This is a genomic window from Flavobacterium aestivum, assembly GCF_026870175.2.
Taxonomy (GTDB): Bacteria; Bacteroidota; Bacteroidia; order Flavobacteriales; family Flavobacteriaceae; genus Flavobacterium; species Flavobacterium aestivum.
On record NZ_CP113977.2, the window covers coordinates 795,243 to 819,178 of the forward strand.

Annotated in this window: 20 protein-coding genes and 1 tRNA gene; 10 read left to right on the forward strand and 11 right to left on the reverse strand. The window is 30.8% G+C overall.

Going from position 1 to position 23,936, the window contains the following annotated elements:
- Window positions 1-69: 69 nt before the first annotated feature.
- Entirely contained in the window at window positions 70-489 is a 420-nt protein-coding gene (gene ybeY / locus OZP08_RS03430) for an rRNA maturation RNase YbeY (protein ID WP_268848369.1), read from the reverse strand.
- Window positions 486-3,809 carry a coiled-coil domain-containing protein gene (locus OZP08_RS03435; protein ID WP_281322992.1) on the reverse strand — a complete coding sequence of 1,108 codons (3,324 nt, stop codon included), beginning with the start codon at window positions 3,807-3,809 and terminating at the stop codon, window positions 486-488. Before OZP08_RS03435 ends, ybeY begins: the two co-directional genes overlap by 4 nt.
- A gap of 152 nt (window positions 3,810-3,961) precedes the next feature.
- On the opposite strand from OZP08_RS03435, the gene gltX reads away from it, so the two are divergent.
- Both gltX and OZP08_RS03445 read left to right on the forward strand, forming a co-directional pair.
- Entirely contained in the window at window positions 3,962-5,467 is a 1,506-nt protein-coding gene (gltX, locus tag OZP08_RS03440) for a glutamate--tRNA ligase (RefSeq protein ID WP_281322993.1), read from the forward strand.
- A gap of 89 nt (window positions 5,468-5,556) precedes the next feature.
- The gene (locus OZP08_RS03445; protein WP_281322994.1) at window positions 5,557-6,561 is read left to right on the forward strand and encodes an SPFH domain-containing protein; all 1,005 of its coding nucleotides are present in this window, start codon (window positions 5,557-5,559) and stop codon (window positions 6,559-6,561) included.
- 31 nt (window positions 6,562-6,592) lie between these two features.
- Here OZP08_RS03445 and OZP08_RS03450 read toward each other — a convergent pair whose 3' ends face one another.
- From OZP08_RS03450 to OZP08_RS03465, 4 genes are all read right to left on the reverse strand, one after another.
- The gene (locus tag OZP08_RS03450; RefSeq protein ID WP_268848370.1) at window positions 6,593-6,847 is read right to left on the reverse strand and encodes a DUF6327 family protein; all 255 of its coding nucleotides are present in this window, start codon (window positions 6,845-6,847) and stop codon (window positions 6,593-6,595) included.
- 2 nt (window positions 6,848-6,849) lie between these two features.
- Window positions 6,850-7,200, reverse strand: coding sequence for a phage holin family protein (locus OZP08_RS03455; RefSeq protein WP_268848371.1), 351 nt, complete (start codon window positions 7,198-7,200; stop codon window positions 6,850-6,852).
- 12 nt (window positions 7,201-7,212) lie between these two features.
- Window positions 7,213-7,542, reverse strand: a complete 330-nt coding sequence (locus OZP08_RS03460; RefSeq protein WP_268848372.1) for a YtxH domain-containing protein — start codon at window positions 7,540-7,542, stop codon at window positions 7,213-7,215.
- Between the two features lie 575 nt (window positions 7,543-8,117).
- Window positions 8,118-10,214: a glutamine--tRNA ligase/YqeY domain fusion protein gene (locus OZP08_RS03465; protein ID WP_281322995.1), complete on the reverse strand. Its 2,097-nt coding sequence runs from the start codon at window positions 10,212-10,214 to the stop codon at window positions 8,118-8,120.
- 238 nt (window positions 10,215-10,452) lie between these two features.
- Between OZP08_RS03465 and folB the strand changes: the two genes are divergently transcribed.
- The 3 genes from folB to OZP08_RS03480 all read left to right on the forward strand — a co-directional run bounded on the left by folB (window position 10,453) and on the right by OZP08_RS03480 (window position 13,045).
- Window positions 10,453-10,821 carry a dihydroneopterin aldolase gene (gene folB / locus OZP08_RS03470; RefSeq protein ID WP_268848374.1) on the forward strand — a complete coding sequence of 123 codons (369 nt, stop codon included), beginning with the start codon at window positions 10,453-10,455 and terminating at the stop codon, window positions 10,819-10,821.
- Between the two features lie 84 nt (window positions 10,822-10,905).
- Window positions 10,906-10,976 (forward strand) — tRNA-Cys (locus OZP08_RS03475).
- Between the two features lie 443 nt (window positions 10,977-11,419).
- On the forward strand, window positions 11,420-13,045 hold the full coding sequence (locus OZP08_RS03480; protein WP_268848375.1) for an esterase-like activity of phytase family protein: 1,626 nt from the start codon (window positions 11,420-11,422) through the stop codon (window positions 13,043-13,045).
- 52 nt (window positions 13,046-13,097) lie between these two features.
- On the opposite strand, the gene OZP08_RS03485 is transcribed toward OZP08_RS03480, so the two are convergent.
- The 3 genes from OZP08_RS03485 to rnr all read right to left on the reverse strand — a co-directional run bounded on the left by OZP08_RS03485 (window position 13,098) and on the right by rnr (window position 16,798).
- The gene (locus tag OZP08_RS03485; RefSeq protein ID WP_281322996.1) at window positions 13,098-13,775 is read right to left on the reverse strand and encodes a LysE family translocator; all 678 of its coding nucleotides are present in this window, start codon (window positions 13,773-13,775) and stop codon (window positions 13,098-13,100) included.
- Window positions 13,776-13,809: 34 nt separating this feature from the next.
- Complete coding sequence (locus tag OZP08_RS03490; RefSeq protein ID WP_281322997.1) at window positions 13,810-14,475, reverse strand: head GIN domain-containing protein; 666 nt, start codon at window positions 14,473-14,475, stop codon at window positions 13,810-13,812.
- 142 nt (window positions 14,476-14,617) lie between these two features.
- Window positions 14,618-16,798 (reverse strand): ribonuclease R, encoded by a 2,181-nt coding sequence (rnr, locus tag OZP08_RS03495; RefSeq protein ID WP_268848377.1) that lies wholly within the window; start codon window positions 16,796-16,798, stop codon window positions 14,618-14,620.
- 107 nt (window positions 16,799-16,905) lie between these two features.
- On the opposite strand from rnr, the gene OZP08_RS03500 reads away from it, so the two are divergent.
- Both OZP08_RS03500 and rpiB read left to right on the forward strand, forming a co-directional pair.
- On the forward strand, window positions 16,906-17,139 hold the full coding sequence (locus OZP08_RS03500) for a putative signal transducing protein (RefSeq protein ID WP_281322998.1): 234 nt from the start codon (window positions 16,906-16,908) through the stop codon (window positions 17,137-17,139).
- A 929-nt stretch (window positions 17,140-18,068) separates the two neighbouring features.
- Window positions 18,069-18,500, forward strand: a complete 432-nt coding sequence (gene rpiB / locus OZP08_RS03505) for a ribose 5-phosphate isomerase B (protein ID WP_268848378.1) — start codon at window positions 18,069-18,071, stop codon at window positions 18,498-18,500.
- A gap of 91 nt (window positions 18,501-18,591) precedes the next feature.
- Here rpiB and OZP08_RS03510 read toward each other — a convergent pair whose 3' ends face one another.
- Window positions 18,592-18,870, reverse strand: coding sequence for a DUF1294 domain-containing protein (locus tag OZP08_RS03510; protein ID WP_281322999.1), 279 nt, complete (start codon window positions 18,868-18,870; stop codon window positions 18,592-18,594).
- Between the two features lie 159 nt (window positions 18,871-19,029).
- On the opposite strand from OZP08_RS03510, the gene OZP08_RS03515 reads away from it, so the two are divergent.
- Window positions 19,030-21,153, forward strand: coding sequence for a Tex family protein (locus tag OZP08_RS03515; RefSeq protein ID WP_281323000.1), 2,124 nt, complete (start codon window positions 19,030-19,032; stop codon window positions 21,151-21,153).
- 41 nt (window positions 21,154-21,194) lie between these two features.
- Here the strand turns inward: OZP08_RS03515 and tatA are convergent, their stop codons facing one another.
- Complete coding sequence (gene tatA / locus OZP08_RS03520; protein WP_281323001.1) at window positions 21,195-21,377, reverse strand: twin-arginine translocase TatA/TatE family subunit; 183 nt, start codon at window positions 21,375-21,377, stop codon at window positions 21,195-21,197.
- A 213-nt stretch (window positions 21,378-21,590) separates the two neighbouring features.
- On the opposite strand from tatA, the gene OZP08_RS03525 reads away from it, so the two are divergent.
- On the forward strand, window positions 21,591-22,097 hold the full coding sequence (locus OZP08_RS03525) for a peptidase (protein ID WP_281323002.1): 507 nt from the start codon (window positions 21,591-21,593) through the stop codon (window positions 22,095-22,097).
- A 231-nt stretch (window positions 22,098-22,328) separates the two neighbouring features.
- Window positions 22,329-23,846: a GH3 auxin-responsive promoter family protein gene (locus OZP08_RS03530; protein WP_281323003.1), complete on the forward strand. Its 1,518-nt coding sequence runs from the start codon at window positions 22,329-22,331 to the stop codon at window positions 23,844-23,846.
- Window positions 23,847-23,936 lie beyond the last annotated feature (90 nt).

Below are 23,936 nucleotides of genomic sequence, written 5' to 3' on the forward strand. Positions count from 1 at the left end.
AATATAAAATTTTTATAATGTTTCACGTGGAACGTATTATTTTTTTATATAATTTTGAAAGATTTATAGCTACTGTTCCACGTGAAACATAGCTAATTTTTCATCTTCTTTATTACGCATTACAGCTTCATCAGCTTCTGATTTGTCTTTATAACCACAATAATGTAAAACTCCGTGAACTAAAACACGCTTCAGTTCATTATCAAAAGTGGTATTAAAATCTACAGAGTTATCTAATACTCTTTCTACAGAAACGAAAATATCTCCGCTAATTTCATTGCCCATAGTGTAATCAAAACTGATAACATCAGTAAGCGTATCATGATCTAAGTATTCTACATTTATTTTATGAAGATATTCATCATCACAAAATATATAATTAATTTCTCCTTCTGTCTTGTTTTCCGAAACTATTACCGCACTTAACCAAGTAGCAACTGCTTCTTCGTTCTCTAAAGTAAAATCGGATTCGTAATTAAAATTGATCATTTGTTATTGAAATATACTTGAACTTTATGATTAAAATTGGAGCGCAAAGGTAGCGATTGTCTATTTAATATTTCTATGCTGTTTAAATAATCTGAAAGCACCTTTGGCAATGGACTCGCTTGGCTAGAAAAATTCTTAGTATTCGTCTCAGACTGACGTTTTGGATCTTCACCTTGCAAACGAATTGCAGTATCTAACTTTAAAAGCTCTTGTTTTATATTGTTTATTTTTTGAACTGTTTCGTTTGTAAAACCTCTATTTAAAAGTTGTTTTTCTAATTGCTTCATCTGCTCCATGGCATTCTGCCCATTATTACCCAACCCTTTTTTATTTAACTCTTCCTGTAGAGCTTCACGTAATTGTTTTTGTTCTTTGTAAATATCCATTGTTGCTTTAGCATCTCCTTCACCATCTCCGTTTTCTCCACCATCATTTCCTTTCTCTTTTCCAGATTGAGAACCCTTTCCTTTAGTACTGTCTCCAGGTTTCTTCCCTTCTCCATCCTTCTTACCCTTCTCCATTTCTTTCTTCATCTTGTCTCCAAGTTCACCTTGTTTCTTTATAATATCAGGTAATTGCATACCTGATCCTTTCCCTGGTTTAGGCTTTCCACTGCTACTTCCTGACATTTGCATCTGCATACTATTCAGAGAATCGCTTAACAAATCAGCCAATTTATTAGCAGAAGATAACGCATATTGCTGTTGAGATATTCCTCTTTGTAACTGCGAATCGGATAAACTTTCAAGAGATTTATCAATATTGTACTGAACATTTGCTACCTCTTTTGTAACGGCATCAGCTATTTTTGGTTGACGTAAGGATAGAGCAAATAGACTATCATCTACATGTTTGAACTCCGTTTTTAAGTTTTGCTGATTTCTAATATACTTATTGAAAGATGGTGATCCTGGCTTAATAGTTTTAAATTGGTTCATAACATCTTCTTGAGAGAAAGAATACGTTAGCAAATTATCCAATATTTGACGTAACATTTTAACATCTTCTTCTATCTGATCTTTGTTAGATTCTTCCATTGCCATCTCCATTGCTTTAGACATTTCCTTCATCTTTTTAGAAGCATTTTTTTGATTTGGCTTGGCCTTAGATTTATTGTTATTTTGCAAATCAGAAGTTGCTTTCTTTAAATCTTCTTTGATGCTTTTTTCTTTTTCAGCATCATTTGGAATATCCATCGGAGATTTTAATTCGTTATTATCTTTCTCTAATTTGTCAAGTTCATCTTTAATTTTATCAAACTCTGAGTTAAGTTTTTCTTGTTCTTGAGCAGAATTTTCTTTTTCATTCTCTGATAACTTATCCTCCTTTTGAGATAGTTTATCTAATTTATCAGCTACTTGTTCAGCCTTTTTCTCTACATAATAGCGCTTAGTCAATTCAACCAATTGAGCTAAATTTTTATTTTGGCTTTTACTTGCTTCCTTAAATTTATCTAACTTTTCAGTAAAATCTTCGTCATTGATTTTATTGTTTAATTCATTAAGCTCATCAAGCAACTTCTTATTTTTGTCAAGTTCCTTTTCTGTATTCTCTAATCTTTTTTGCAATAATTCTTTGGTTTCATCCTTTTGTTGAGGATTAGATTTATCCAAATTATTCTTCATTTTATTAGCAAACTCCTTCATCATATCATTTTGTTGCTTTTGCTGTTTGATGAAATCATTAACTTTTTGACGATCTTTAAAGTCTAAAGATGACTTTTCTTTACTTGTATTCTGAAGTTTTTCTATTTCAGAAAACTGTTTGTCTTGCTTAGATAATGTTTTTTGCAAACTATTGATATCATTCTTTTGCTCCTGGAAAGATTGATTTTGCTTTTCCTCATCAGAAAGTACACGATTAGTAAACACAGAGGAACGTGAACTTTTGAAATGATGAATAGCATCATTATCAAAAACCTCAAAGTAAAATTCATAATTTAAACCTTTAACAATATCAAGGTTACTTGGAAAATCAAAAACAAATTGATCAAAAACATCCTTCTTAACTGCAATTGTTCCACGTTTGGCATTGAGTGGTTTTCCGCTTTCATAATACACAATCTGCAACTTAGATAAACCATAATCATCTGATAATTGTCCAACAAAATAAGAGTTTCCAACCCTTAAACTATCGGGTGCTTTGGTAACATTGATGCTCGGAAATTGATCTTTGACAATATTAAGCTGATAATCCAGCTTTTCAAAGTTTTTTACTTCAGAATTAGATGTAATAATTTGATATTCTGTATTTTGACTAATATTTTTTGAGAAAATGAATGTATTATCTGTTTTAGAAAATGGAAACGAATGAATACCATCTTTCCAAACTACATTTTGAGTATAATTGGTATTCATAACCCAAATAACCTGAGTTCCTTCAGGAATAATTGCATTCCCAGTTCCCTTAATAACAGTGTTTTTAAGATTTAAATAAGAAGGGTAAACAAACTTCATTTCGAAGTTAGCAATAGTAGGAACAGCTATTACTTTCAATTCATAATTAGAAGATTCAACCCCATTGGCTTCTAGGTGAAAATCAACATTAGATGATGGCTTAACTATTTTAAATTGAAATTCACCTGGGCGAATAGTTTCTAAAAAATAACTCTCATCACCAATGAAAATCATCACATTTTCAGGAACAATTGAACCCTCAGATTTAATGTGTAATACAAAATCCTTTCCTTGTTCCGTAACCAAACTGTTATTTAAAACAACAAATTTAAAAGGTGCCGGTGGTGTAAAAGTCGCATTGAAATGTACTACTCTATTCAAACTTTGAGAAATGATAGTACTGTTACCAGATATAAAAAAGAACAATAAAAATAGAATTGGGAGAATCGCTAATGGCAAAAACTTCTTGTTTTTATTGAAATCAATTGCTTTACCAAATGGAATTGGATGAAGAGCATTAGCCTTTTGTTCAATAGAAGCCAATAATAATTCTGAATTATAAGCAGAAGTATCTGAATTAGAAAGTTGAAGATAATTAGTTAAAGTATCATTAACCTCAGAAAAATGATTTCCAATAATAAAAGAGGCTTGCTTATAATCAATCCCCTTTTGAAATTTAAAAATTTTAAATACAGGAAATAATATAAAACGAAGCAATAAAAAAGCTTCAACTGTGATAAAAAACCAAAACAAGAAAGATCTTCCCTGTGGTTTTAACCAAAGAAAATACTCAATGAAAAGTGTAAACAAAAAATAAATTAGCCCTAAACCAACAAAGAATATTATACCACGAATAAGCTCATTGGTATAATACTTCTTGATAAAGGCTTCTAATTTTTGATGTATAGAATTTGATTTTTCCAAAATTACTCTATTGATTTAATAACCTATAAAAGTAATAATTTTAATGACTATTAAAATGCAAAAAAAACATAATATTCTACATACCAATATTCCACAATTAGGCATAACCTATGGACTATTTGAAAATTGTATATTTGCAAAAAAATTAAGCAATGTCTAAACCAGTTCGCGTGCGTTTTGCACCAAGTCCAACAGGACCATTACATATTGGCGGAGTACGTACCGCCTTATTCAATTACCTATTTGCAAAAAAACATGGTGGTACTTTTTATTTAAGAATAGAAGATACAGATCAAACTAGATTTGTTCCAGGTGCAGAAGAATATATCATGGAGGCACTGGAATGGTTAGGTATAGCACCTGAAGAAACAGTTGGAAAAAATGAAAAATTTGGTCCATACAGACAAAGTGAAAGAAAGCATTTGTACAAACAATATGCTGATTTATTGATTGAATCAGGTAATGCTTATTATGCTTTTGATACTGCAGAATCTTTAGATACTCATAGAAAACAACATGAAGCTGAAGGAAAAACATTTATATACAATCATCATAATAGAGAAAAACTAGATACCTCATTAGTTATTTCTAAAGAAGAAACTGAGAAAAGAATCGCAAATAACGAAGATTATGTTATTCGTTTTAAAACACCGGTAGACGAAACTTTACATTTACAAGATATCATTCGTGGTGAAGTACAGTTTCAAACCAGACTATTAGATGATAAAGTACTGTTTAAAAGTGATGGAATGCCAACTTATCATTTAGCAAACATTGTTGATGATCATTTAATGGAAACTACCCATGTAATTCGTGGAGAAGAATGGTTACCATCTATGCCATTACACGTTATGTTGTATAGAGCTTTTGGTTGGGATGCACCAGAATTTGCCCATTTACCATTAATATTAAAACCTATTGGTAACGGTAAATTATCAAAAAGAGATGGAGATAAAATGGGATTTCCAGTATTCCCATTAGAATGGAAAACAGAAGAAGGTATTTCATCTGGCTATAGAGAGAAAGGATTCTTCCCAGAAACCGTAGTCAACTTTTTAGCATTATTGGGTTGGAATGATGGAACTGAAAAAGAATTATTCTCATTGGATGAACTAACTGCAGCTTTTGATTTAAAAAGAGTTCATAAAGCAGGAGCTAAATTTGATCCTAAGAAAAATGAATGGTTCAATAAACAATATTTAATGATGCAAGATGATAGTGTTTTGTCAAAAGCCTTTACTCCTGCTCTAGTTGAAAAAGGTGTTGATATTTCAAAATTTGACTTAAACAGAATTGTTTCCTTAATCAAAAAAGATGCTCATTTTATCTCTGAGTTTTGGGATTTGACTAGTTTCTTCTTTGTAGCTCCAACTACTTATGATGAAAAAGCATCTAAGAATTGGAAAGAAGAAACTCCAGCTTTAATGCAAGAATTAATTTCTGTTGTTGAAGAAATAACCGATTTTAACTCAATGAATATTGAAACTATTGTAAAAGATTGGATGACCAAAAACGAAATTGGAATGGGGAAAGTAATGCAACCATTCCGTTTGAGTTTGGTTGGAGCGCTCAAAGGCCCTCACCTATTCGATATTGTTGAAGTCATAGGAAAAGACGAAACGATTACTAGGTTACAAAAAGCAATCGCAACTTTATAAAAGCAAAAAGCTCCCAAATTGGGAGCTTTTTTTTTGTAACTTTAAAACTTATCTTACGTCAAACATACACAAACTTAAAAACTAAAACTATGAACATTGCACTAATTTTTATAATAATCATTGGGTTATTTATATTCCTGTCTTCTTTTTTTACCGTCAAACAACAAACTAGTATCATCATAGAACGTTTTGGAAAATTCCATAGCATAAGGCATTCCGGTTTACAACTAAAAATTCCGATGATTGATCGAATTGCTGGACGAGTGAATCTCAAAATTCAACAGTTAGATGTCATCATCGAAACCAAAACCAAAGACAATGTATTTGTTAAACTAAAAGTTTCTGTACAATTTATGGTAATCAAAGAAACAGTTTATGATGCCTTTTATAAATTAGAATATCCACACGATCAAATCACTTCTTATGTATTTGATGTAGTGAGAGCTGAAGTTCCAAAACTAAAATTAGACGATGTTTTCGAAAGAAAAGATGATATAGCTATAGCTGTAAAAAGAGAATTGAATGAAGCAATGACTACTTATGGATATACTATTATCAACACTTTAGTAACCGATATTGATCCAGATATCCAGGTAAAAAATGCCATGAATAGAATCAATGCAGCAGATAGAGAAAAAACTGTAGCAGAATTTGAAGCTGAAGCATCTAGAATTAGAATCGTTGCTAAAGCTAAAGCTGAAGCAGAAAGCAAACGTTTACAAGGTCAAGGTATAGCTGATCAGCGTCGTGAAATTGCAAGAGGTTTGGTAGAAAGTGTAGATGTTTTGAACAAAGTGGGTATCAATTCACAAGAAGCTTCAGCATTAATAGTAGTTACACAACATTATGATACTCTACAAGCTATAGGCTCTGATGCTAACTCAAACTTAATTTTATTACCAAATTCTCCACAAGCCGGAAGTGATATGCTAAATAATATGGTGGCTTCCTTCTCAGCATCGAATCAAATAGGTGAAATGATGAAAAGAAATAAACCTAAAATGAAATCTAAAGCTGAGGAACACAAAACCTTACCTCCATCATCTCATAAACTAGAATTACCTGATTCAGAATCACCAAAATCAGAAGAATAATATATAACATATATACCATAAAAAAAGAGGCTTAATCGCCTCTTTTTTTATTTATGAAATAACTAATTATATAGGGAACTATAGATTTTAAAATAGATACAAACGAATTAGAAAGTAGATTTTTATAAGAATCAAAGAAACCTTGTACAATATTTTCCGGTGTAATTGAATCTTTTGTCTTTTGAATACTTAAAACTAGTTTTTGATAACTGATCTGTTTTTCTAATTTTAAAATTTCTAAATCACGATCTATTTCTGCATAAGATGAATATTTTTTGATTTCCATAATTACTCGTTAAAAAAGATTTCTGAAAATTTTTCTAAAATTGGTCCTTCAATCACTTTTTCTTTTACTAAAAATAAAAGACCTGTTGTGAGTAAATATATACCAGCTACTATAAGAAAACCTATGGCGTAACTACCAAAATAAGAACCAATTGCCAAAGCAGCTGCTATAGAACCAAATAATAAAACCATACTAAAACACAATAAAATTAAAGCAAACTTTAAAATCATAGTGGTAGATTTCATCGCTACTTTAAAACCCCATAATTTATAATATGAAGCACTACTCTCAAAATAAGCTTGAGCTTGGTCTTGAATCTTATCTGAATTCTCTTTTATCTCTACAAATGACATAGATGCTATATTTTATTTCTGAAATTTAGCATTTTTTAATTTAAGATCGGCTAATTTATTTTCTAAAAAGGAAATAACATCTTCAGTTTTATGACTTAAAGAAGAAACTATATTTTCATAATTCCCATCAATATCATCTTTGGCTGTCACAATTTTGCCTTTAATACTTTCTGAAACTTCATGTAATTTATCTTGAAGATTGTGTTTGGCATCGTCAAAACCATCTTTTATTTTTTCTCTAGTTTTAGATCCTTTATCAGGTGCAAACAAAATTCCTATTCCAGCACCAATCGCTGCACCAACTAAAATGGCTACTATTGTATTTCCAGTATTATTTGACATATCAATTAAATTTTAAAGGTTATTACTATAAAAATACGGATTTATTAACAAACATGTGTTAACAAGCAGTTAAAGTATAAAATTACAGAATAAAAACTAAAATAAAGATCATAGTTTAATCATAAATATAAAATCATATCTAATATCCAAATAAATAAAAAAATGCTTTAAAAAAGAGATATAGAAGTCACTTTTAATCTAAAAAATCAATTAAAATTAAAAACTGAATAGTTAATTATAATAATAAAGTATATTTATTAAATAATTAAAATAAATAGATAAAGTAAATATTTCTAGTAAAATATAGTTTTATCTCAAAAAAAGAGAATTTTGATCAATTTTTAATTGAAAATATCAATTTTTAAGTCAAAACTTAAAATTAGCACTTTTAATAAACTAAAAACTAAAAAACATATAAATACTATCCTAAAAATAAAAAATAGCTTAAAATTGATTTATGAAAGCTGTTTTTAATAAAAATAAATTATTAATTTTATATTTATAATCAATAATTTATATAATAAAAAAAGCGCCTAAAAAAAGCGCTTTTGATTGATAAAATCTATATTAAAGTTCTATAAAGAATTTAGAACTTCTAATACTTTCTCATTTTTTTCTAAACTTCTTAAATCTGAAATTTGAGATTCAAAAATTGAAAAGTTAGGTAAATCTTTTTTGATATTTAATAATACAAAAATACGGACCGTTGCCAATTGACTTTTTAACGACATTGTATATAATTTATGTATTACTTCCTGATCGATATCATTAGCAGCTACTTTATCAGAAAAATGCAAAATCAAATTAGCAAATAATAAAGAGTTATTGTCATTCTTAACATTCTTAACAAGTGTTTGACAAAGTAGACTAAAATTATCAATAGATTTTATGTTATCAACAATAGAATTCAAAAGAATTTGAGCATTATTATCATCCTTTTCTTTTACGTATTTATTGATCTCTTTTTGAGTATTCATCAAAAGATTAGCCTCTTTTTTGTCTTTCTCTTCCCAAGCATCTTTAAGCCCAACAGTTTTGTTAAATACTAATTTTGAACTAGTTGTATCCTTATCAACAACAAAATAACCTAAACGTTGAAACTGAAAATGATCTCCAATTTTAGACTCAGATAAGCTTGGTTCTACAAAACCTTTTACTATTGTTAAAGAAGATTTGTTCATAAACTCCAAGAAACTTTTCTCTTTATGACTGTCTGGTGCTTCATCAGTAAACAAGCGATCATACAAACGAACTTCGGCTTCAACAGCTGTTTTTACAGCAACCCAATGCAAGGTTCCAGCTACTTTTCTTTGACTGGCTTCACTTCCACTTCCACTTCTTGAATCTTCATCATACGTTACTTGAATTTCGGTAATAACACCATTAGCATCTTTAGTAACACTCTCTCCTTTAATGATATATCCATTTTTAAGACGCACTTCATTTCCTATACTTAATCGGAAAAACTTAGCAGGAGCCACTTCAAGGAAATCGTCTCTTTCTATATATAATTCACGGGAAAAAGGTACTTTTCTATAACCTGCTGATTCATCTTCTTGGTTATTTTCGGCTTCAAGCCACTCCTCTGCTCCTTCAGGATAATTGGTAATTACCACTTTTACGGGATCTAAAACAGCCATAACTCTTGGAGCAGTTTTGTTTAAATCTTCACGCAAACAGAAATCTAAAAGCGAAATATCTATAATATTTTCACGCTTTGCAACCCCTATAACTTCACAAAACTTACGAATAGCAGCTGCAGTATAACCTCTTCTTCTTAATCCGGAAATAGTAGGCATTCTAGGATCATCCCATCCATTTACTATATTTTCCTGAACCAATTGCAAGAGTTTTCGTTTACTCATAACAGTATAGTTCAAGTTCAAACGAGCAAACTCATATTGATTTGGACGCACTTGATTTTCATCATAAATTTGATCCAAAAACCAATTGTATAATTCACGGTGCATCACAAATTCTAGTGTACAGATAGAATGCGAAATATGTTCTACATAATCACTTTCACCATGCGCATAATCATACATCGGGTAGATATTCCAATCATTTCCAGTACGATGATGATGACGATGTAAAATTCTGTACATCAATGGATCGCGCATCAACATATTAGTAGATGCCATATCAATTTTGGCACGTAAAACATGACTTCCTTCTGGAAAATCACCATTTTTCATTCCCTCAAAAAGAGTTAAATTTTCTTCAATAGAACGATTTCTGTAAGGACCATCAACACCAGGTTGTGTTGGAGTTCCTTTTTGAATTGCCATTTCTTCAGAAGATTGACTATCAACATAAGCTTTACCTTTTTTGATCATAGTAACAGCCCATTCGTACAATTGTTGAAAATAATCAGATGAATACAATTCTTCTGACCAATTGAAACCCAACCATTTTAAATCTTCCTTGATAGCATCTACATATTCCTGCTCTTCTTTGGCCGGATTAGTATCATCAAAACGCAAATTTACTGGCGCATTGTATTTTAAACCTAAACCAAAATTAAGACAAATCGATTTGGCATGACCAATGTGTAAATATCCATTTGGTTCTGGTGGAAAACGAAAGCGTAATTTATCCTGTGGAAAACCGTTTGTTAAACTGTCTTCTATAATTTGTTCTATAAAATGAAGTGATTTCTCTTCTGATGCCATCTTTAAATAATTTTAGCAAAGATAAAAAATAGATGACAGATAATGGTCAATTGAGATAATAGACTTTTAAGAAAAAACAGTTATCAATTTTTAATACATTTGTACAAATGCTTTATTTTTTGAAATAAAAAAAGCTTATTTACAGATATAGAAATCAACTAAATAGACTTTTTTAACTAAAAAAATAATCAAAAATCAATACGATTTTAAACAAGAATTAATTACTGAAAACAAAGAAATGGGAACAATAAAATTAAAAAATATCAGAACGTATTCTTACCACGGTTGCTTAATAGAAGAAGGTAAAATTGGATCTGATTATAGTGTAGATTTAGAAATAAGAGCCAATTTGAAACAATCTGCCGAGTCAGATAACCTTAAGGATACTGTAGATTATGTTCATTTAAATAAAATTGTGGTAGAAGAAATGGCTATTCGATCCAATTTATTAGAACATGTTACCAAAAGAATCATAGTTAGGGCCTTAAATGAGATAGAAGCTATATCAAAAATAAAAGTAGCGGTCTCAAAGCTAAATCCTCCTATAGGTGGTGACGTTGAATTAGTTAGCGTAGAAATGGAAGAAGAGCGTTATTACAAATTGTAAGAATTAAAAGAAAAATTCAAAAAAAACTAGATTATACTTTTGAACTTTGAAAATTTAAACTACTTTTGCAATCCGTTCAACGATGGCGTCGTGGCCGAGCGGCTAGGCTGGGCTCTGCAAAAGCTCCTACTCCGGTTCGAATCCGGACGATGCCTCAAAACCTCTAAAGCAATTTAGAGGTTTTTTTTATGACTTATTTTTAGAAAAAATAATGTAAAATTTATGTTCGAATCCGGACTATTCTTCTAGAACTTCTAAAGCAATTTAGAGTTTTTTTTTATGACTTATTTTTAGAAAAAATAATATAAAATTTATGTTCGAATCCGAACAATACTTCTAAAACTTCTAAAGCAATTTAGAGGTTTTTTTATGTCTTATTTTTAGAAAAAATAATGTAAAATTTATGTTCGAATCCGGACTATTCTTCTAGAACTTCTAAAGCAATTTAGAGATTTATTACTTCATTATAAAATAGTTACAAAATAATCATACCAAGATAAATACAGTAATTATATTTTACAAAAGAATAACAATTATATAATTTTTAGCAAACTGGGACAATTTAAACCAAAACTATTTTTGCCAAAAACTGATATAAATGAAAACAAAATTACTATTATCACTATTCGGAACTGGCTTATTAAATCTAGGAATTAGCTCCGTTCAAGCTCAAATTACGGTTGGCAATCATTATGAAAATGTAAATTCTGCTGCTATTGGAACCTTCCAAAATATAGCTTTCCGAGAAGGAGGATTTTCTAGTTTAGCATATATTCCTAATACTAATGGAACAGAATTTTGGACAGTTAGCGATAGAGGTGTCAATGTAGATGCTGCTAATGCAAATGCTACAGCTACTCCATCAATAAAATATCATACTTGCAAACCTACTTATGATAAAATATATGCGTTTGCAAATTATGCTCCTAAAATACACCGTATAAAAATTGAAGGAAATGAAATTAAAATTTTAAAAAGTATAACTATAAAAAGACCAAACGGGACTGATGCAACAGGAATTATAAATCCTACTGGATTTGGAAGTACAGAAACCGAAGTAGCTTCAACTAACATAGTTACCGATTGTGCCAATTTTGATGCGAATACAGCCCAAAAAGACATTTGGGGAATCGATTCTGAAGGTATAGATGTTGATAAAGATGGTAATTTTTGGATTTGCGAAGAAGGTGGCCCTACTATATGGAAAGTAAACCCTAATGGTGTTGTTTTAAAACGTTATACACCTTACACTCAAAATCAACAACCCGAAGACGTAAGCATTGATGCTTGCTTTTCTTTTAGAAGAAACAATCGCGGTTTTGAAGGAATTACTGTCGCTCCTAATGGCAAAATATATGCTATCATACAAAGTCCATTGTATTATAAAGCAGTTTCTGGAGTTGCAGGATCTGGAACCCTAGCAAGTTCACAAATACACCGTATTTTAGAAATAGATCCAACTACAAACACAACAGCTATGTATGCTTATGTAAATGACGGAACTATTGGAACTATTAAACCAAAAGATATAAAAATAGGAGATCTAAGAGCTATAAACAACACTTCCTTTTTAGTAGTAGAACAAGCAGCAGGAACGGCTCCAGACGATATTAAAAGAATGTACACTTTTGATATTACAAACGCTACTAAAGTACAAAGTGGTGTGGCTTACAATGGCAAAACATTAGAAGAATTGAATACCCCAGCAGCATTAACAACTAATAATATTGTTCCGGTAACCAAAACATTATTATTTGATATGTATGCAAAAGGATGGCCTGTGGCATTAGATAAAGCAGAAGGAATTGCAATTATTGATAAAAACACAATTGCTGTTAGTAATGATAATGATTACGGGCAAGTCTCTCCTAATCAAGATGGAATTGCAACTGCAACCACAATTAAAAGCAGTATTTATTTATTTAACCTAGCAGGTACTGATGCATTAATAAATTATGTACCAAACTCAAATGTGGTATTAAATACAAATGAAAACAAAGTAAAAAATACCAACATAGTTTTATATCCAAATCCAACAACTAATTATATTTATATACAAAATGCACCATTGGATGCACCGTATTCTATATATGATTTAACAGGGAAAATGGTCTTGAAAAATAAAATTGATTCAACAGAGTACAAAGTTGACTTGAACTCATTAACAGAAGGTTTATATACTATTATAATTGAAAATCAATTGTATAAAATTATAAAAAACTAAAAGTATAAAAAAAGGGACTGTAAACAGTCCCTTTTTATATTTTAATGCAAAACTACTTTTCAATTTTTTCGAAAGCATTTTTTACCATTTGTTTCTCTTCTGGAAACCAACCTTGAAAAATTAATGCTGTTCCAAAAATCATCAAAACAACACTTATTCCTCTTTTAATTTTATAAATATTAGTTGGAGTCATTTTGTGTTTCAATTGCTTTGCTAAGGCTATTTTTATACAATCTATACTCAAATAAGTAATGATAACTGAGATAAAAAATGTAAGCACTCTAGAGGTTTCCATTTCTAATTTTGGTCCAACAGAAATAATTACTGCCAACCAAAAACCAAGAACACCAATGTTTATAATGTTTAGAAAAAAACCTTTAAAAAAAAGACCTAGATAATTCTTTTTTATAATCTCATTATCAATTGTTTTGGTATTCATTTTTTTCTCTTTTTTAATTCCCAAAAAAGAAACAAAACCATAGGCCATCATGATAAAACCTCCAAAAATAAATAAAGATGAATTGTCATTTAAACTTTGAATAAGTCTATAACTCCCTAAATAGGCAATTGATATAAAGAAAACATCACCTAAAACTACACCTAAATCAAAAACTAAAGCGGCTCTAAATCCTTTGATAATACTTGTTTCAAGTAAAATAAAAAAAACTGGGCCAATCATAAAACTCAATAAAACTCCCCAAGGAATTCCAGTTAAAATATCGTTTATCATTAAAAAATGACTTTAAAAATTTATAAATTATTTATTACTTTTCGATAATACTTCCACCAAAAAGGGTTTCTTGTTTGATTTCCTTTGGTTTACCATAAATAGCAATTGTACCTCCAGCTTTTACTTTAGCATCTACAAGTGTACTTGCTTTTACCTCGGCATTTCCACCAGCTGAAACACTTACGGTAGTTTGCGAAGTTTCTAAATTTTTCGCTTTTAAAATACCTCCAGAATTGATAGAAACCGATTGAGTGGTAGCTTTACCCGATAAATTTATATTACCGCCGGAATAAGCCTTAATTGTCGTTTTATCTACATCTAATGCTACCGTTATGCTTGCTCCTTCCTGAGTACCTAAATCCAATGAAGTTTGTTTGAAGGTATCTGTACAAGTTACAGTACTACCTTCATTGGCATCTATACTGTGAATTTTTTTGAAATATAATAACACTTTTACTCCATCACCAGACATAGATTTTGTCACGGCCATTCTTATTTTTAAAAGCCCTTTTTTATTAACTACTTCAACATCACTTTGATTAGTACCTGAAATAACCACTTTATTTTCATTAGAGGCTATTAGAGTAACATTCAGTTTATCAAATACTTTAAGGTCATCAAAATCCAAGGGATCTATAGTAGTTTGGGCAAAAGTCAACTGTGTCAGGAATGCAAAACCTAATAAAATTATCTTTTTCATTTAAAAAAAATTTAATTGTTAATATGTTTAATTGTTTGCTAGTAAAAATTAAGATGCTAAGATTTTTAAAACCTAAGCTTAATATAATTCTCCTTTTTAAATCTTAGAAACTTAGAATCTTAGCAACTACTTAAAATTAATCTTACTCGTTTCTTTTTACAAAATTAAAATCCAATTGTTTTTTAACCAAATCGGCATTTTTTACTGTTACATAAATCTCATCACCAAGTTGTAATAATCGATTGGAATTAGCACCTACTAAGGCGTATTGCTTTTCATCAAAAGTGTAATAATCTTCTTTTATATCTCTGGTTCTCACCATACCTTCACACTTATTTTCAATAATTTCTACATAAATACCCCATTCGGTAACTCCTGAAATTACACCCAAGAATTCTTGATCGTTATGGTTTTGCATGTATTTTACCTGCATGTATTTTATAGAATCTCTTTCGGCATTTGTCGCTAATCCTTCCATTGTTGAAGAATGTAAACATTTAGTTTCAAATGTTTCTTCATCTACAGATTTTCCACCATCTAAATAAAACTGCAATAAACGGTGTACCATTACATCCGGATATCGACGGATTGGAGATGTAAAATGTGAATAATAATCGAAAGCTAGGCCATAATGACCAATGTTATCTGTAGAATATTTGGCTTTACTCATAGATCGAATAGCCAAAGTATCAATTAAATTTTGTTCTTTTTTACCATTGACTTCTTCCATCAAAGCATTCAATGATTTCGAAATATCACCTTTATTTCTAAAATCAATTTTATAACCAAACTTAGCAATTACATTTTGCATCGCAATTAATTTATCTTCATCTGGCTCATCATGTATTCTATAAACAAAGGTTTTCTTTTGTTTACCAATATATTCAGCTACTTTTCTGTTAGCCAATAACATAAATTCTTCAATAAGATGATTGGCATCTTTGGCTACTTTAAAATAAACTCCTTCTGGTTCCCCATCTTGATCTAAGTTGAATTTTACTTCTACTTTATCAAAAGAGATGGCACCTTCGTTCATTCTGTTTCTACGGAATATTTTGGCTAACTGATCCATTTTTAAGGTAGCAGCAACGATTTCATCAGAAACGACATAAGAACTTCCGGTGATAGAAATATCGACTGGAATAGTATTGTCTTTAGTTTCAATGATGTATTGTGCTTCTTCATAAGCAAATCGCTGATCAGAGAAAATTACAGTTCTACCAAACCATTGATTCACCACTTGGCATTTCTCAGTGATTTCAAAAATAGCAGAGAAAGTATATTTTTCTTCTTGAGGACGTAACGAACATGCAAAATTAGAAAGTACTTCAGGTAACATTGGCACTACCCTATCTACTAAATAAACCGATGTTGCTCTTTGAAAAGCTTCATCGTCAAGTATTGTACCTTCTTCCAGATAATAAGAAACATCCGCAATATGAATACCTATTTCATAATTACCATTCTCTAACTTTTTGAAAGACAATGCATCATCAAAATCTTTGGCATCTTTAGGGTCAATTGTAAAAGTCAACGTATCGCGCATATCACGACGTTTCGCTATTTCACTTTCTTTTATAGATGTATCTATTTTTTGAGCATAAGTCTCAACTTCAATAGGAAACTCAGCAGGCAAACCATATTCTGCAAGAATTGCATGAATTTCAGTATCATGTTCTCCTGGTTTTCCAAGAACTTTTACCACTTTACCAAAAGGACTGTCAGCTCTAGAAGGCCAATCTTCGATATGGACCAAAACAACATCTCCTTGCTCTGCATCCCCTATTTTATCTTTTGGAATAAAAATATCGGTATACATTTTTGGATTGGCAGTAGATACAAAAGAAAAATTCTTTTGAATATCAATTACTCCCACAAAGTCGGTTTTGTATCTCTCAACCACTTCAACTACTTCACCTTCAGCTCTTCTACCACTTCTTCTATTATAAACATACACTTTTACAGTATCTTTATCCAGAGCATGATTTAAATTATTGGTTGGAATAAAAATGTCTTCTTCAAACTCAGGACAAATAAAATAGGCTGTTTTACGACCTGTCATATCAATTGTTCCTTCGTAATAATCTTTACTGGCTGCTTTTACTAAATATTTACCAGGTTCTGATTCTATAATTTTTTTTGAAGCAGCTAAAATCTTTAAATCCTTTATAATTTGATTGCGACTTTGGGTATCGTCTAATTCTAACTTTGCCGCTATTTGTTTGTAATTAAATGCTTTATTAGCACTTTTCGATAGTATTTTTAATATTTTATCTGAGAAATCTTTCTCTTTTTTTATCGGCTTTCTTAATCTTTTACTCATAAATCTTTTCTTAAAAGTCTAAAATTACAAAATAGTATTCAGTATTCCGTATTCTCAGTTCAGTTTTAAACTTATTATATCTTTACTACATTTATAAAAAATTCAAAATGAAAGGCTTTAAAACGATAGCTATTTTTAATTTTCCACATGAAATCGTGGTCCTTAAACATATTTTGGATCAGGAAGGAATTCATTATTTTTTCGAAAATGAACACATCGTCTCCATTGACCCATTGGCAAGCTTTGCCTACGGTGGCATCCAACTAAAAGTACATCCAAACGATTTTGAACAAGTTCAAGAAATACTAGACAATTTGAATTCCAAACTTTCAATCGTTTAGAAAATTTCAAAAATTGAATTTTTTTTTTTGTTTTCAAAATTCAAAGTTGTCAACATATATTAAATACAAGAAAAAGAAATTTTAAAAATTTTAAAAAAATTTATGGTTATTATAGCTTGTTAATAGTTGCTATAAATTTCTAAAAAAAAGTATTGAAATCTAGTTTTAGGTTTTTATTTCGAGTTATTAACATAGTTATTTATACGTAAATATTTAATTTTTAAGGTTTTTTTAAGTTTAGTTAACAACTGTTAACAATCCAAAAATTATTTAAATTGTAAATAAGTGTTTTTATTTTTTATGTTGAAAAACCAATTTTGAGTATTGATAACTTTTCTAAAAATTGAGTAAACTAAATTTGGATTTTTAAAGTGGGTTTTGGATTACTTATTTTATTCTATTTTCCAAAAAATACTTCTAAAATTCTTTCTTAAGTTATAAACATTTTATGTTAACTTAAGGTTAACTGAATATCAAGTAGTTATGTTTTGCTATCAACAATGTAAATAATTAACATTTTAGTTACATACTATGCATTGATATACAGTCTATTGTAAATTTATCGTTATGTTAATAAACTCGTTATTTTCTGAAAATCAAGTAGTTGTATTTAAGTTTAAAAACAGCCTCTTTTACTCTATTTTGCTTATTGAATATTTGAAGTTAATAACTATTAAGAGTTTTGAGAATAGTTAGGATTGAATGGCAAAGATTAGTAATTTTTACCTTAAAATTTGACTTAAGAGTATAGAATAATCTAGATGTATACTGTTAAGTTCATTTTTGAGCATTATGATAGGTTAATAAGTTCTCATTACTGTTGTTTATAGGAGTTATTAGTTGGATAGCTATATAAAAGTGGAAGGTGTTTTTTCATTGTATCTAAATAACTTTGGTTAAATTTGCAAAAAAAATCTAACTCAATAAAAATGAAAATCTCCATAGGAAATGACCACGCCGGTCCAGATTATAAAAAAGCGATTGTTGCTATGCTTGAAGCAAAAGGACATGAGGTAACTAATTACGGAACAGATACTGTAGACAGTGTAGATTATCCAGATTTTGCACATCCAGTTGCTACAGATGTAAGCGAAGGTAAAGCTGATTATGGAATTGTTATTTGCGGAAGCGGAAACGGAATTGCGATGACAGTTAATAAGTATGCAAAAGTTCGCGCAGGTCTTTGTTGGACAAAAGAAATTGCAGTTTTAACTCGTTTGCATAACGATGCTAACATTATTAGTATTCCAGCACGTTTTACTTCTATTCAGCAAGCTGTAGAAATTGTTGAAGCATTTTTAGCTACAGAATTTGAAGGTGGAAGACACCAAAGTAGAGTTGACAAAATAGCTTGTCAATAAGTATATAGAATTTCTATTGACTTTATAAAGATTCAGTCAATACATTAACTGATTATAGGAATTCAGTTGGTGTATTGGCTGAATTTATGTTTTATAGCGATATTAAGTTTAAATAAAACACTCCAAGTAGAATAAAAACTTGGAGTGTAATAATTCCGAAAAATTTCCACAAATAGCTTGTTTTAGAGGTTTTATGCCGAAAAATCGACATCGCAAGCGATGATCCAATGGTTCCACCGAGGGCCACCCAAAGCAAAAGTGTTTTTTCTGGAATTCTATTTTTATTTCTAATTGCCAGACGTTTGTCGCAAGCAATTAAAAAAAACGCGATAAAATTAACAAGAAAAAAGACATATGTTAATACTTCCATTAGATTATAAATAAGAGCCAAAGATAGCAGAAGTTTGTTATTTAAGTCTTGAAAAAGTAGTGACCGGGAGAATTTTTTGCGATTAGCAAAAAAAGAATTAAACGAGCAGAAATACATTCCTTTTTCTATTTTTACAGTATAAAAATTACAGCATAAATAATGACCAACTTACAATTCATTTCAAAATACGTTAGCACAGCAACGACCAATATTCAAAATACGGTGCAATTATTACAGGAAGACTGCACAATTCCATTTATATCACGCTATAGAAAAGACAAAACCGGAAATCTGGATGAAATTGTTATTGAGCAAATAGCCAAATATCAAAAAGAATATGAGGTGATTGTAAAACGAAAAGAAGCAATTTTAAAATCAATTATGGAGCAAGGAGTCATGAATGAGGATTTATTTGCTAAAATTGACAAAAGTTTCGATTTACAGGAATTGGAAGATTTTTATCTGCCTTATAAAAAGAAAAAAAGAACTAAGGCAGATGTGGCCCGTGAAAACGGTTTAGAGCCTTTGGCAAAGATTATTATGGCTCAAGGTAAGGATGATGTTGATTTTCTGGCTACTCAATATTTGAATGAAAATGTGATTAATGAAGAATCGGCTCTGCAAGGTGCAAGAGACATTATTGCTGAATGGATTAATGAAAATATCTACGTTAGAAAACAACTTAGACGACTGTTTGAACGCAAAGCAACTATCACAACCAAAGTGGTTAAGTCTAAAAAAGAGGAGGAAGGTGCCCAGAAATTCAATCAGTATTTTGATTGGTCAGAACCTCTAACAAAAGCACCATCACACCGATTGTTGGCTATAATGCGTGCCGAAAATGAAGGTTTTATAAAATTCAAAGTCGATGTTGAATTAGACGATGCCTACGACATAATTGACGAATTAGTCATAAAAGGAGAAAATAGTACTACACCACATATTCAACTGGCGATTGAGGATAGTTACAAACGCTTGTTGAATCCAGCAATTTCGAATGAAACATTACAAGAAGCTAAGGCTAAAGCCGATACTAATTCTATTCAGGTATTTGCTAACAATTTAGGACAGTTATTACTTGCCCCACCATTGGGTGAAAAACGAATTTTGGCAATAGATCCAGGATTTCGTTCAGGTTGTAAAGTGGTTTGTTTGGATGAGAAAGGGGATTTGTTGTACAACGAAACCATTTATCCGCACGCTCCGCAAAAGGAGGAAGCCATGGCGATAAAAAAAATCCGTTCGATGGTCAATGCTTACCAAATAGATGCCATATCGATAGGAAACGGAACGGCTTCCCGAGAAACGGAGTTCTTAATCAAAAAAATTGCTTTTGATAAACCGGTACAGGTTTTCATTGTTTCAGAAGCAGGGGCTTCTGTATATTCGGCTTCTAAAATTGCGAGAGATGAGTTTCCTAACTATGATGTTACGGTTCGAGGTTCGGTTTCTATCGGAAGACGATTATCGGATCCGTTGGCCGAATTGGTAAAAATAGACCCAAAAGCCATTGGTGTAGGGCAGTACCAACACGATGTGGATCAAAACAAGCTTAAAGAAGAACTGGATAATACGGTGATTCGTTGTGTGAACTCTGTTGGAATAAATATCAATACGGCAAGTAAACATTTGCTAAGCTATGTGAGTGGAATAGGAGAGAAGCTGGCTGAAAATATAGTAAATTATCGTTCTGAAAATGGACCTTTTACAGATAGAAAACAACTCAAAAAAGTGCCTCGTTTGGGGGACAAAGCTTATCAACAAGGAGTAGCTTTTATCCGAATTTCGAATGCAAAGAATCCGTTGGATAATTCGGCTGTGCATCCTGAAGCCTACGCTATTGTTGAAAAGATGGCCAAAGATTTGAAACTTTCTGTAAATGATTTGATTGCCAATAAAGAAAAAACGGCTTTAATAAAACCTGAAAATTATATTACACCAGAAATAGGTTTATTAACATTAAAAGATATTATTAAAGAGCTTGAAAAACCAGGATTGGATCCTAGAAAATCGGCTAAAGTTTTTGAATTTGACCCTAATGTAAAAACAATCAAAGATTTGAGAGCAGGAATGATTTTGCCTGGTATTGTTAATAACATTACCAATTTTGGTTGTTTTGTAGATATTGGCTTGAAAGAAAGCGGATTAGTACATATTTCTCAGCTCAAAGCCGGTTTTGTGAGCGATGTCAACGAAGTGGTAAAATTACACCAACATGTTCAGGTTAAAGTAACGGAGGTTGATGAGGATAGGAAAAGGATTCAGTTGACAATGGTTATTTAAAAGACAAAAAAAAGGCTTTTCAATTTTGAAAAGCCTTTTTTTTATTTTTTTTCTTCTTCTTTATCTTCTTTCTTATCAGCCGGTTGATCGTCTTTGGCTGCGTTTTTGAATTCTTTAATTCCGCTTCCTAGACCTTTCATTAATTCTGGAATTTTTTTACCTCCAAAAAGTAATATAATGATTGCAACAATAACAAGGATTTCTGTAAGACCTAATCTTCCCATGATTGAATATTTTAATGCCGTAGCAAATTTGTTAATGAATCTAATGTGCAAATGTATATAGAATAACTTAATAGGCATTCATTTTGATTGATTTATTTACTTTAGAAAGCGTTAAATATTTGGTAAAATTGTTAGGTTAACCACGGAACTCCTTAAAACAGGCTAGTGTTGGCAACGTTTTTAATTATTATATTTGTAACTTAAACAAATACCATGTCCAGTAATCGATTGAAAAGAAAAAAGCTTTTGGATAAATTATTAATCAAAAACCGACTAATAATTTTGAATGAGAATACTTTTGAAGAAATTTTTTCTTTTAAGTTGAATATCATGAGTGTTTTTGTCTCACTTTCACTAGGTGCTATTTTCTTAATCTCTATTACCACGGTTTTAATTGCATTTACCCCTTTAAGAGAATATATCCCAGGTTATTCTTCTACTCAACTAAAAAAAGATGCTACGGTTTTGGCATTAAAATCAGATTCTCTGTCTAATGCCCTAAAGAAAAATGAAGCTTACATTAAATCGATTCAAAAAGTACTGAATGGCGATTTAGAATACGCTAAATTCAATAAAGATTCTATACTTTCAAGTACAGCTGAAACGCCTGAACCTGTTGATTTGTCAGCTTCTAAAGAAGAAATACAATTAAGGGAAAGAGTGGATAAAGAAGAAAAGTCTAAACCTGAAATTCCAAATTCAAAAAAGAAGGCAAAATAAGAGAAATTACATAGAATATCATCTTATGTGTATAAGTACAAAACTGAACACAAATTTCTTAAATTGCGATTAATCTGTTTTTGAAATTAATTGCACAAACAGTAATAAGCTTACAGATTTGTGTAAATTTGTACAATTCGTGTTAACTTTTAGATAAAATGTTATATCCTAAACAATAGATTTTATCTGATCGAAAAATAACACTACAATTTTAAAATAAAGCCCAATACAATGTCACTAAAATCGGTTGCCGCAAAACTATTTGCACAAAATATTTACAAAAAGACACAGGCTTGGGCCAATACTCCGATAGAAACCCAAAAAGCTGTTTTTCTAAATTTAATACAAGAAGCAAAACAAACCCAATTTGGGAAAGACCATCATTTTGATGAGATAAACACTCATGAGGATTTTGCAAAACGAGTTCCTATTCGAGATTATGAAGACTTAAAACCATATGTAGATAGGGTGGTAAAAGGGGAGGAGAACATTCTCTGGAAAGGTAAACCGCTTTATTTTGCCAAAACTTCGGGAACTACTTCGGGTGCCAAATACATTCCGTTAACCAAGGAATCAATGCCCTATCATATAGAAGCGGCTCGAAATGCAATTTTGCTTTATATACACGAAACCAAGAAAGCAGATTTTGTCAATGGTAAAATGATTTTCTTGCAGGGAAGCCCTATTTTAGAAGAAAAAAACGGAATAAAATTGGGTCGATTGTCTGGGATTGTTGCTCATTTTGTTCCAAAATATTTGCAAAAAAACCGATTGCCTTCTTGGGAAACCAATTGTATTGAAGATTGGGAAACCAAAGTGAATGCTATTGTAAATGAAACAATTAATGAGGATATGACTGTAATTTCAGGAATACCTTCTTGGGTGCAAATGTATTTTGAAAAACTACAACAAAGAGTCGGAACCCGATCCTTAGACGAACTGAGCGAAGCTAAACCAGTTGGAGATATTTTTAAAAACTTTAATTTGTTTATTTATGGTGGGGTGAATTATGAACCATATAGAGCAAAATTCGAAAATTTAATAGGTCGAAAAGTAGACAGTATTGAATTATTTCCAGCCTCCGAAGGTTTTTTTGCCTATCAAGATTCCCAGAAAGAAAAGGGAATGTTGTTGCTGTTGAATGCTGGAATTTTTTACGAATTTATAAAAAGTGAAGAGTTTTATACCGAAAACCCAAAGCGATACACCATAGGCGAAGTTGAGTTGGGAGTTAATTATGTTCTAATTATTTCGACTAATGCCGGACTTTGGGGTTATAATATTGGAGATACGGTTCAGTTTACTTCCTTGAAACCGTATCGTGTTATAGTTTCGGGTCGTATTAAACATTATATTTCGGCTTTTGGAGAACATGTTATAGGAAAAGAAGTCGAGTGCGCTTTGAAAGAAGCCATGATGGGAACAAATGTACGGGTTAATGAATTTACTGTTGCTCCACAAATTACTCCAACTGAAGGATTACCCTACCATGAATGGTTTATCGAATTTGAAAATGAACCCGAGGATAGTGACACTTTTGCGGAAGCGCTAGATAATGCCATGCGTAAACAAAACATTTATTATGACGATTTGATTGTAGGTCATGTTTTGAAAAAACTGGTCATTACCAAAGTGAACAAAAATGGTTTTCAAGAGTACATGAAATCTATAGGAAAATTGGGAGGGCAAAACAAAATACCAAGGCTTTCTAATGATAGGAAAATTGCAACGGTTTTAAGCCAAAAATAAAAACGATACATTTGAGAATTAAAAAATATAAAAGGGGATAATAAGCATTATCGAAATGGGTTGTAAAGACCATGTTAATATGCTAATTAT

Excerpts from the sequence above, each read along its gene's own strand:
- ybeY (WP_268848369.1), bottom strand. The coding sequence starts at position 489 with ATGATCAATTTTAATTACGAATCCGATTTTACTTTAGAGAACGAAGAA.
- gltX (WP_281322993.1), top strand. The coding sequence starts at position 3,962 with ATGTCTAAACCAGTTCGCGTGCGTTTTGCACCAAGTCCAACAGGACCA.
- OZP08_RS03445 (WP_281322994.1), top strand. The coding sequence starts at position 5,557 with ATGAACATTGCACTAATTTTTATAATAATCATTGGGTTATTTATATTC.
- OZP08_RS03450 (WP_268848370.1), bottom strand. The coding sequence starts at position 6,847 with ATGGAAATCAAAAAATATTCATCTTATGCAGAAATAGATCGTGATTTA.
- OZP08_RS03455 (WP_268848371.1), bottom strand. The coding sequence starts at position 7,200 with ATGTCATTTGTAGAGATAAAAGAGAATTCAGATAAGATTCAAGACCAA.
- OZP08_RS03460 (WP_268848372.1), bottom strand. The coding sequence starts at position 7,542 with ATGTCAAATAATACTGGAAATACAATAGTAGCCATTTTAGTTGGTGCA.
- OZP08_RS03465 (WP_281322995.1), bottom strand. The coding sequence starts at position 10,214 with ATGGCATCAGAAGAGAAATCACTTCATTTTATAGAACAAATTATAGAA.
- folB (WP_268848374.1), top strand. The coding sequence starts at position 10,453 with ATGGGAACAATAAAATTAAAAAATATCAGAACGTATTCTTACCACGGT.
- OZP08_RS03480 (WP_268848375.1), top strand. The coding sequence starts at position 11,420 with ATGAAAACAAAATTACTATTATCACTATTCGGAACTGGCTTATTAAAT.
- OZP08_RS03485 (WP_281322996.1), bottom strand. The coding sequence starts at position 13,775 with ATGATAAACGATATTTTAACTGGAATTCCTTGGGGAGTTTTATTGAGT.
- OZP08_RS03490 (WP_281322997.1), bottom strand. The coding sequence starts at position 14,475 with ATGAAAAAGATAATTTTATTAGGTTTTGCATTCCTGACACAGTTGACT.
- rnr (WP_268848377.1), bottom strand. The coding sequence starts at position 16,798 with ATGAGTAAAAGATTAAGAAAGCCGATAAAAAAAGAGAAAGATTTCTCA.
- OZP08_RS03500 (WP_281322998.1), top strand. The coding sequence starts at position 16,906 with ATGAAAGGCTTTAAAACGATAGCTATTTTTAATTTTCCACATGAAATC.
- rpiB (WP_268848378.1), top strand. The coding sequence starts at position 18,069 with ATGAAAATCTCCATAGGAAATGACCACGCCGGTCCAGATTATAAAAAA.
- OZP08_RS03510 (WP_281322999.1), bottom strand. The coding sequence starts at position 18,870 with ATGGAAGTATTAACATATGTCTTTTTTCTTGTTAATTTTATCGCGTTT.
- OZP08_RS03515 (WP_281323000.1), top strand. The coding sequence starts at position 19,030 with ATGACCAACTTACAATTCATTTCAAAATACGTTAGCACAGCAACGACC.
- tatA (WP_281323001.1), bottom strand. The coding sequence starts at position 21,377 with ATGGGAAGATTAGGTCTTACAGAAATCCTTGTTATTGTTGCAATCATT.
- OZP08_RS03525 (WP_281323002.1), top strand. The coding sequence starts at position 21,591 with ATGTCCAGTAATCGATTGAAAAGAAAAAAGCTTTTGGATAAATTATTA.
- OZP08_RS03530 (WP_281323003.1), top strand. The coding sequence starts at position 22,329 with ATGTCACTAAAATCGGTTGCCGCAAAACTATTTGCACAAAATATTTAC.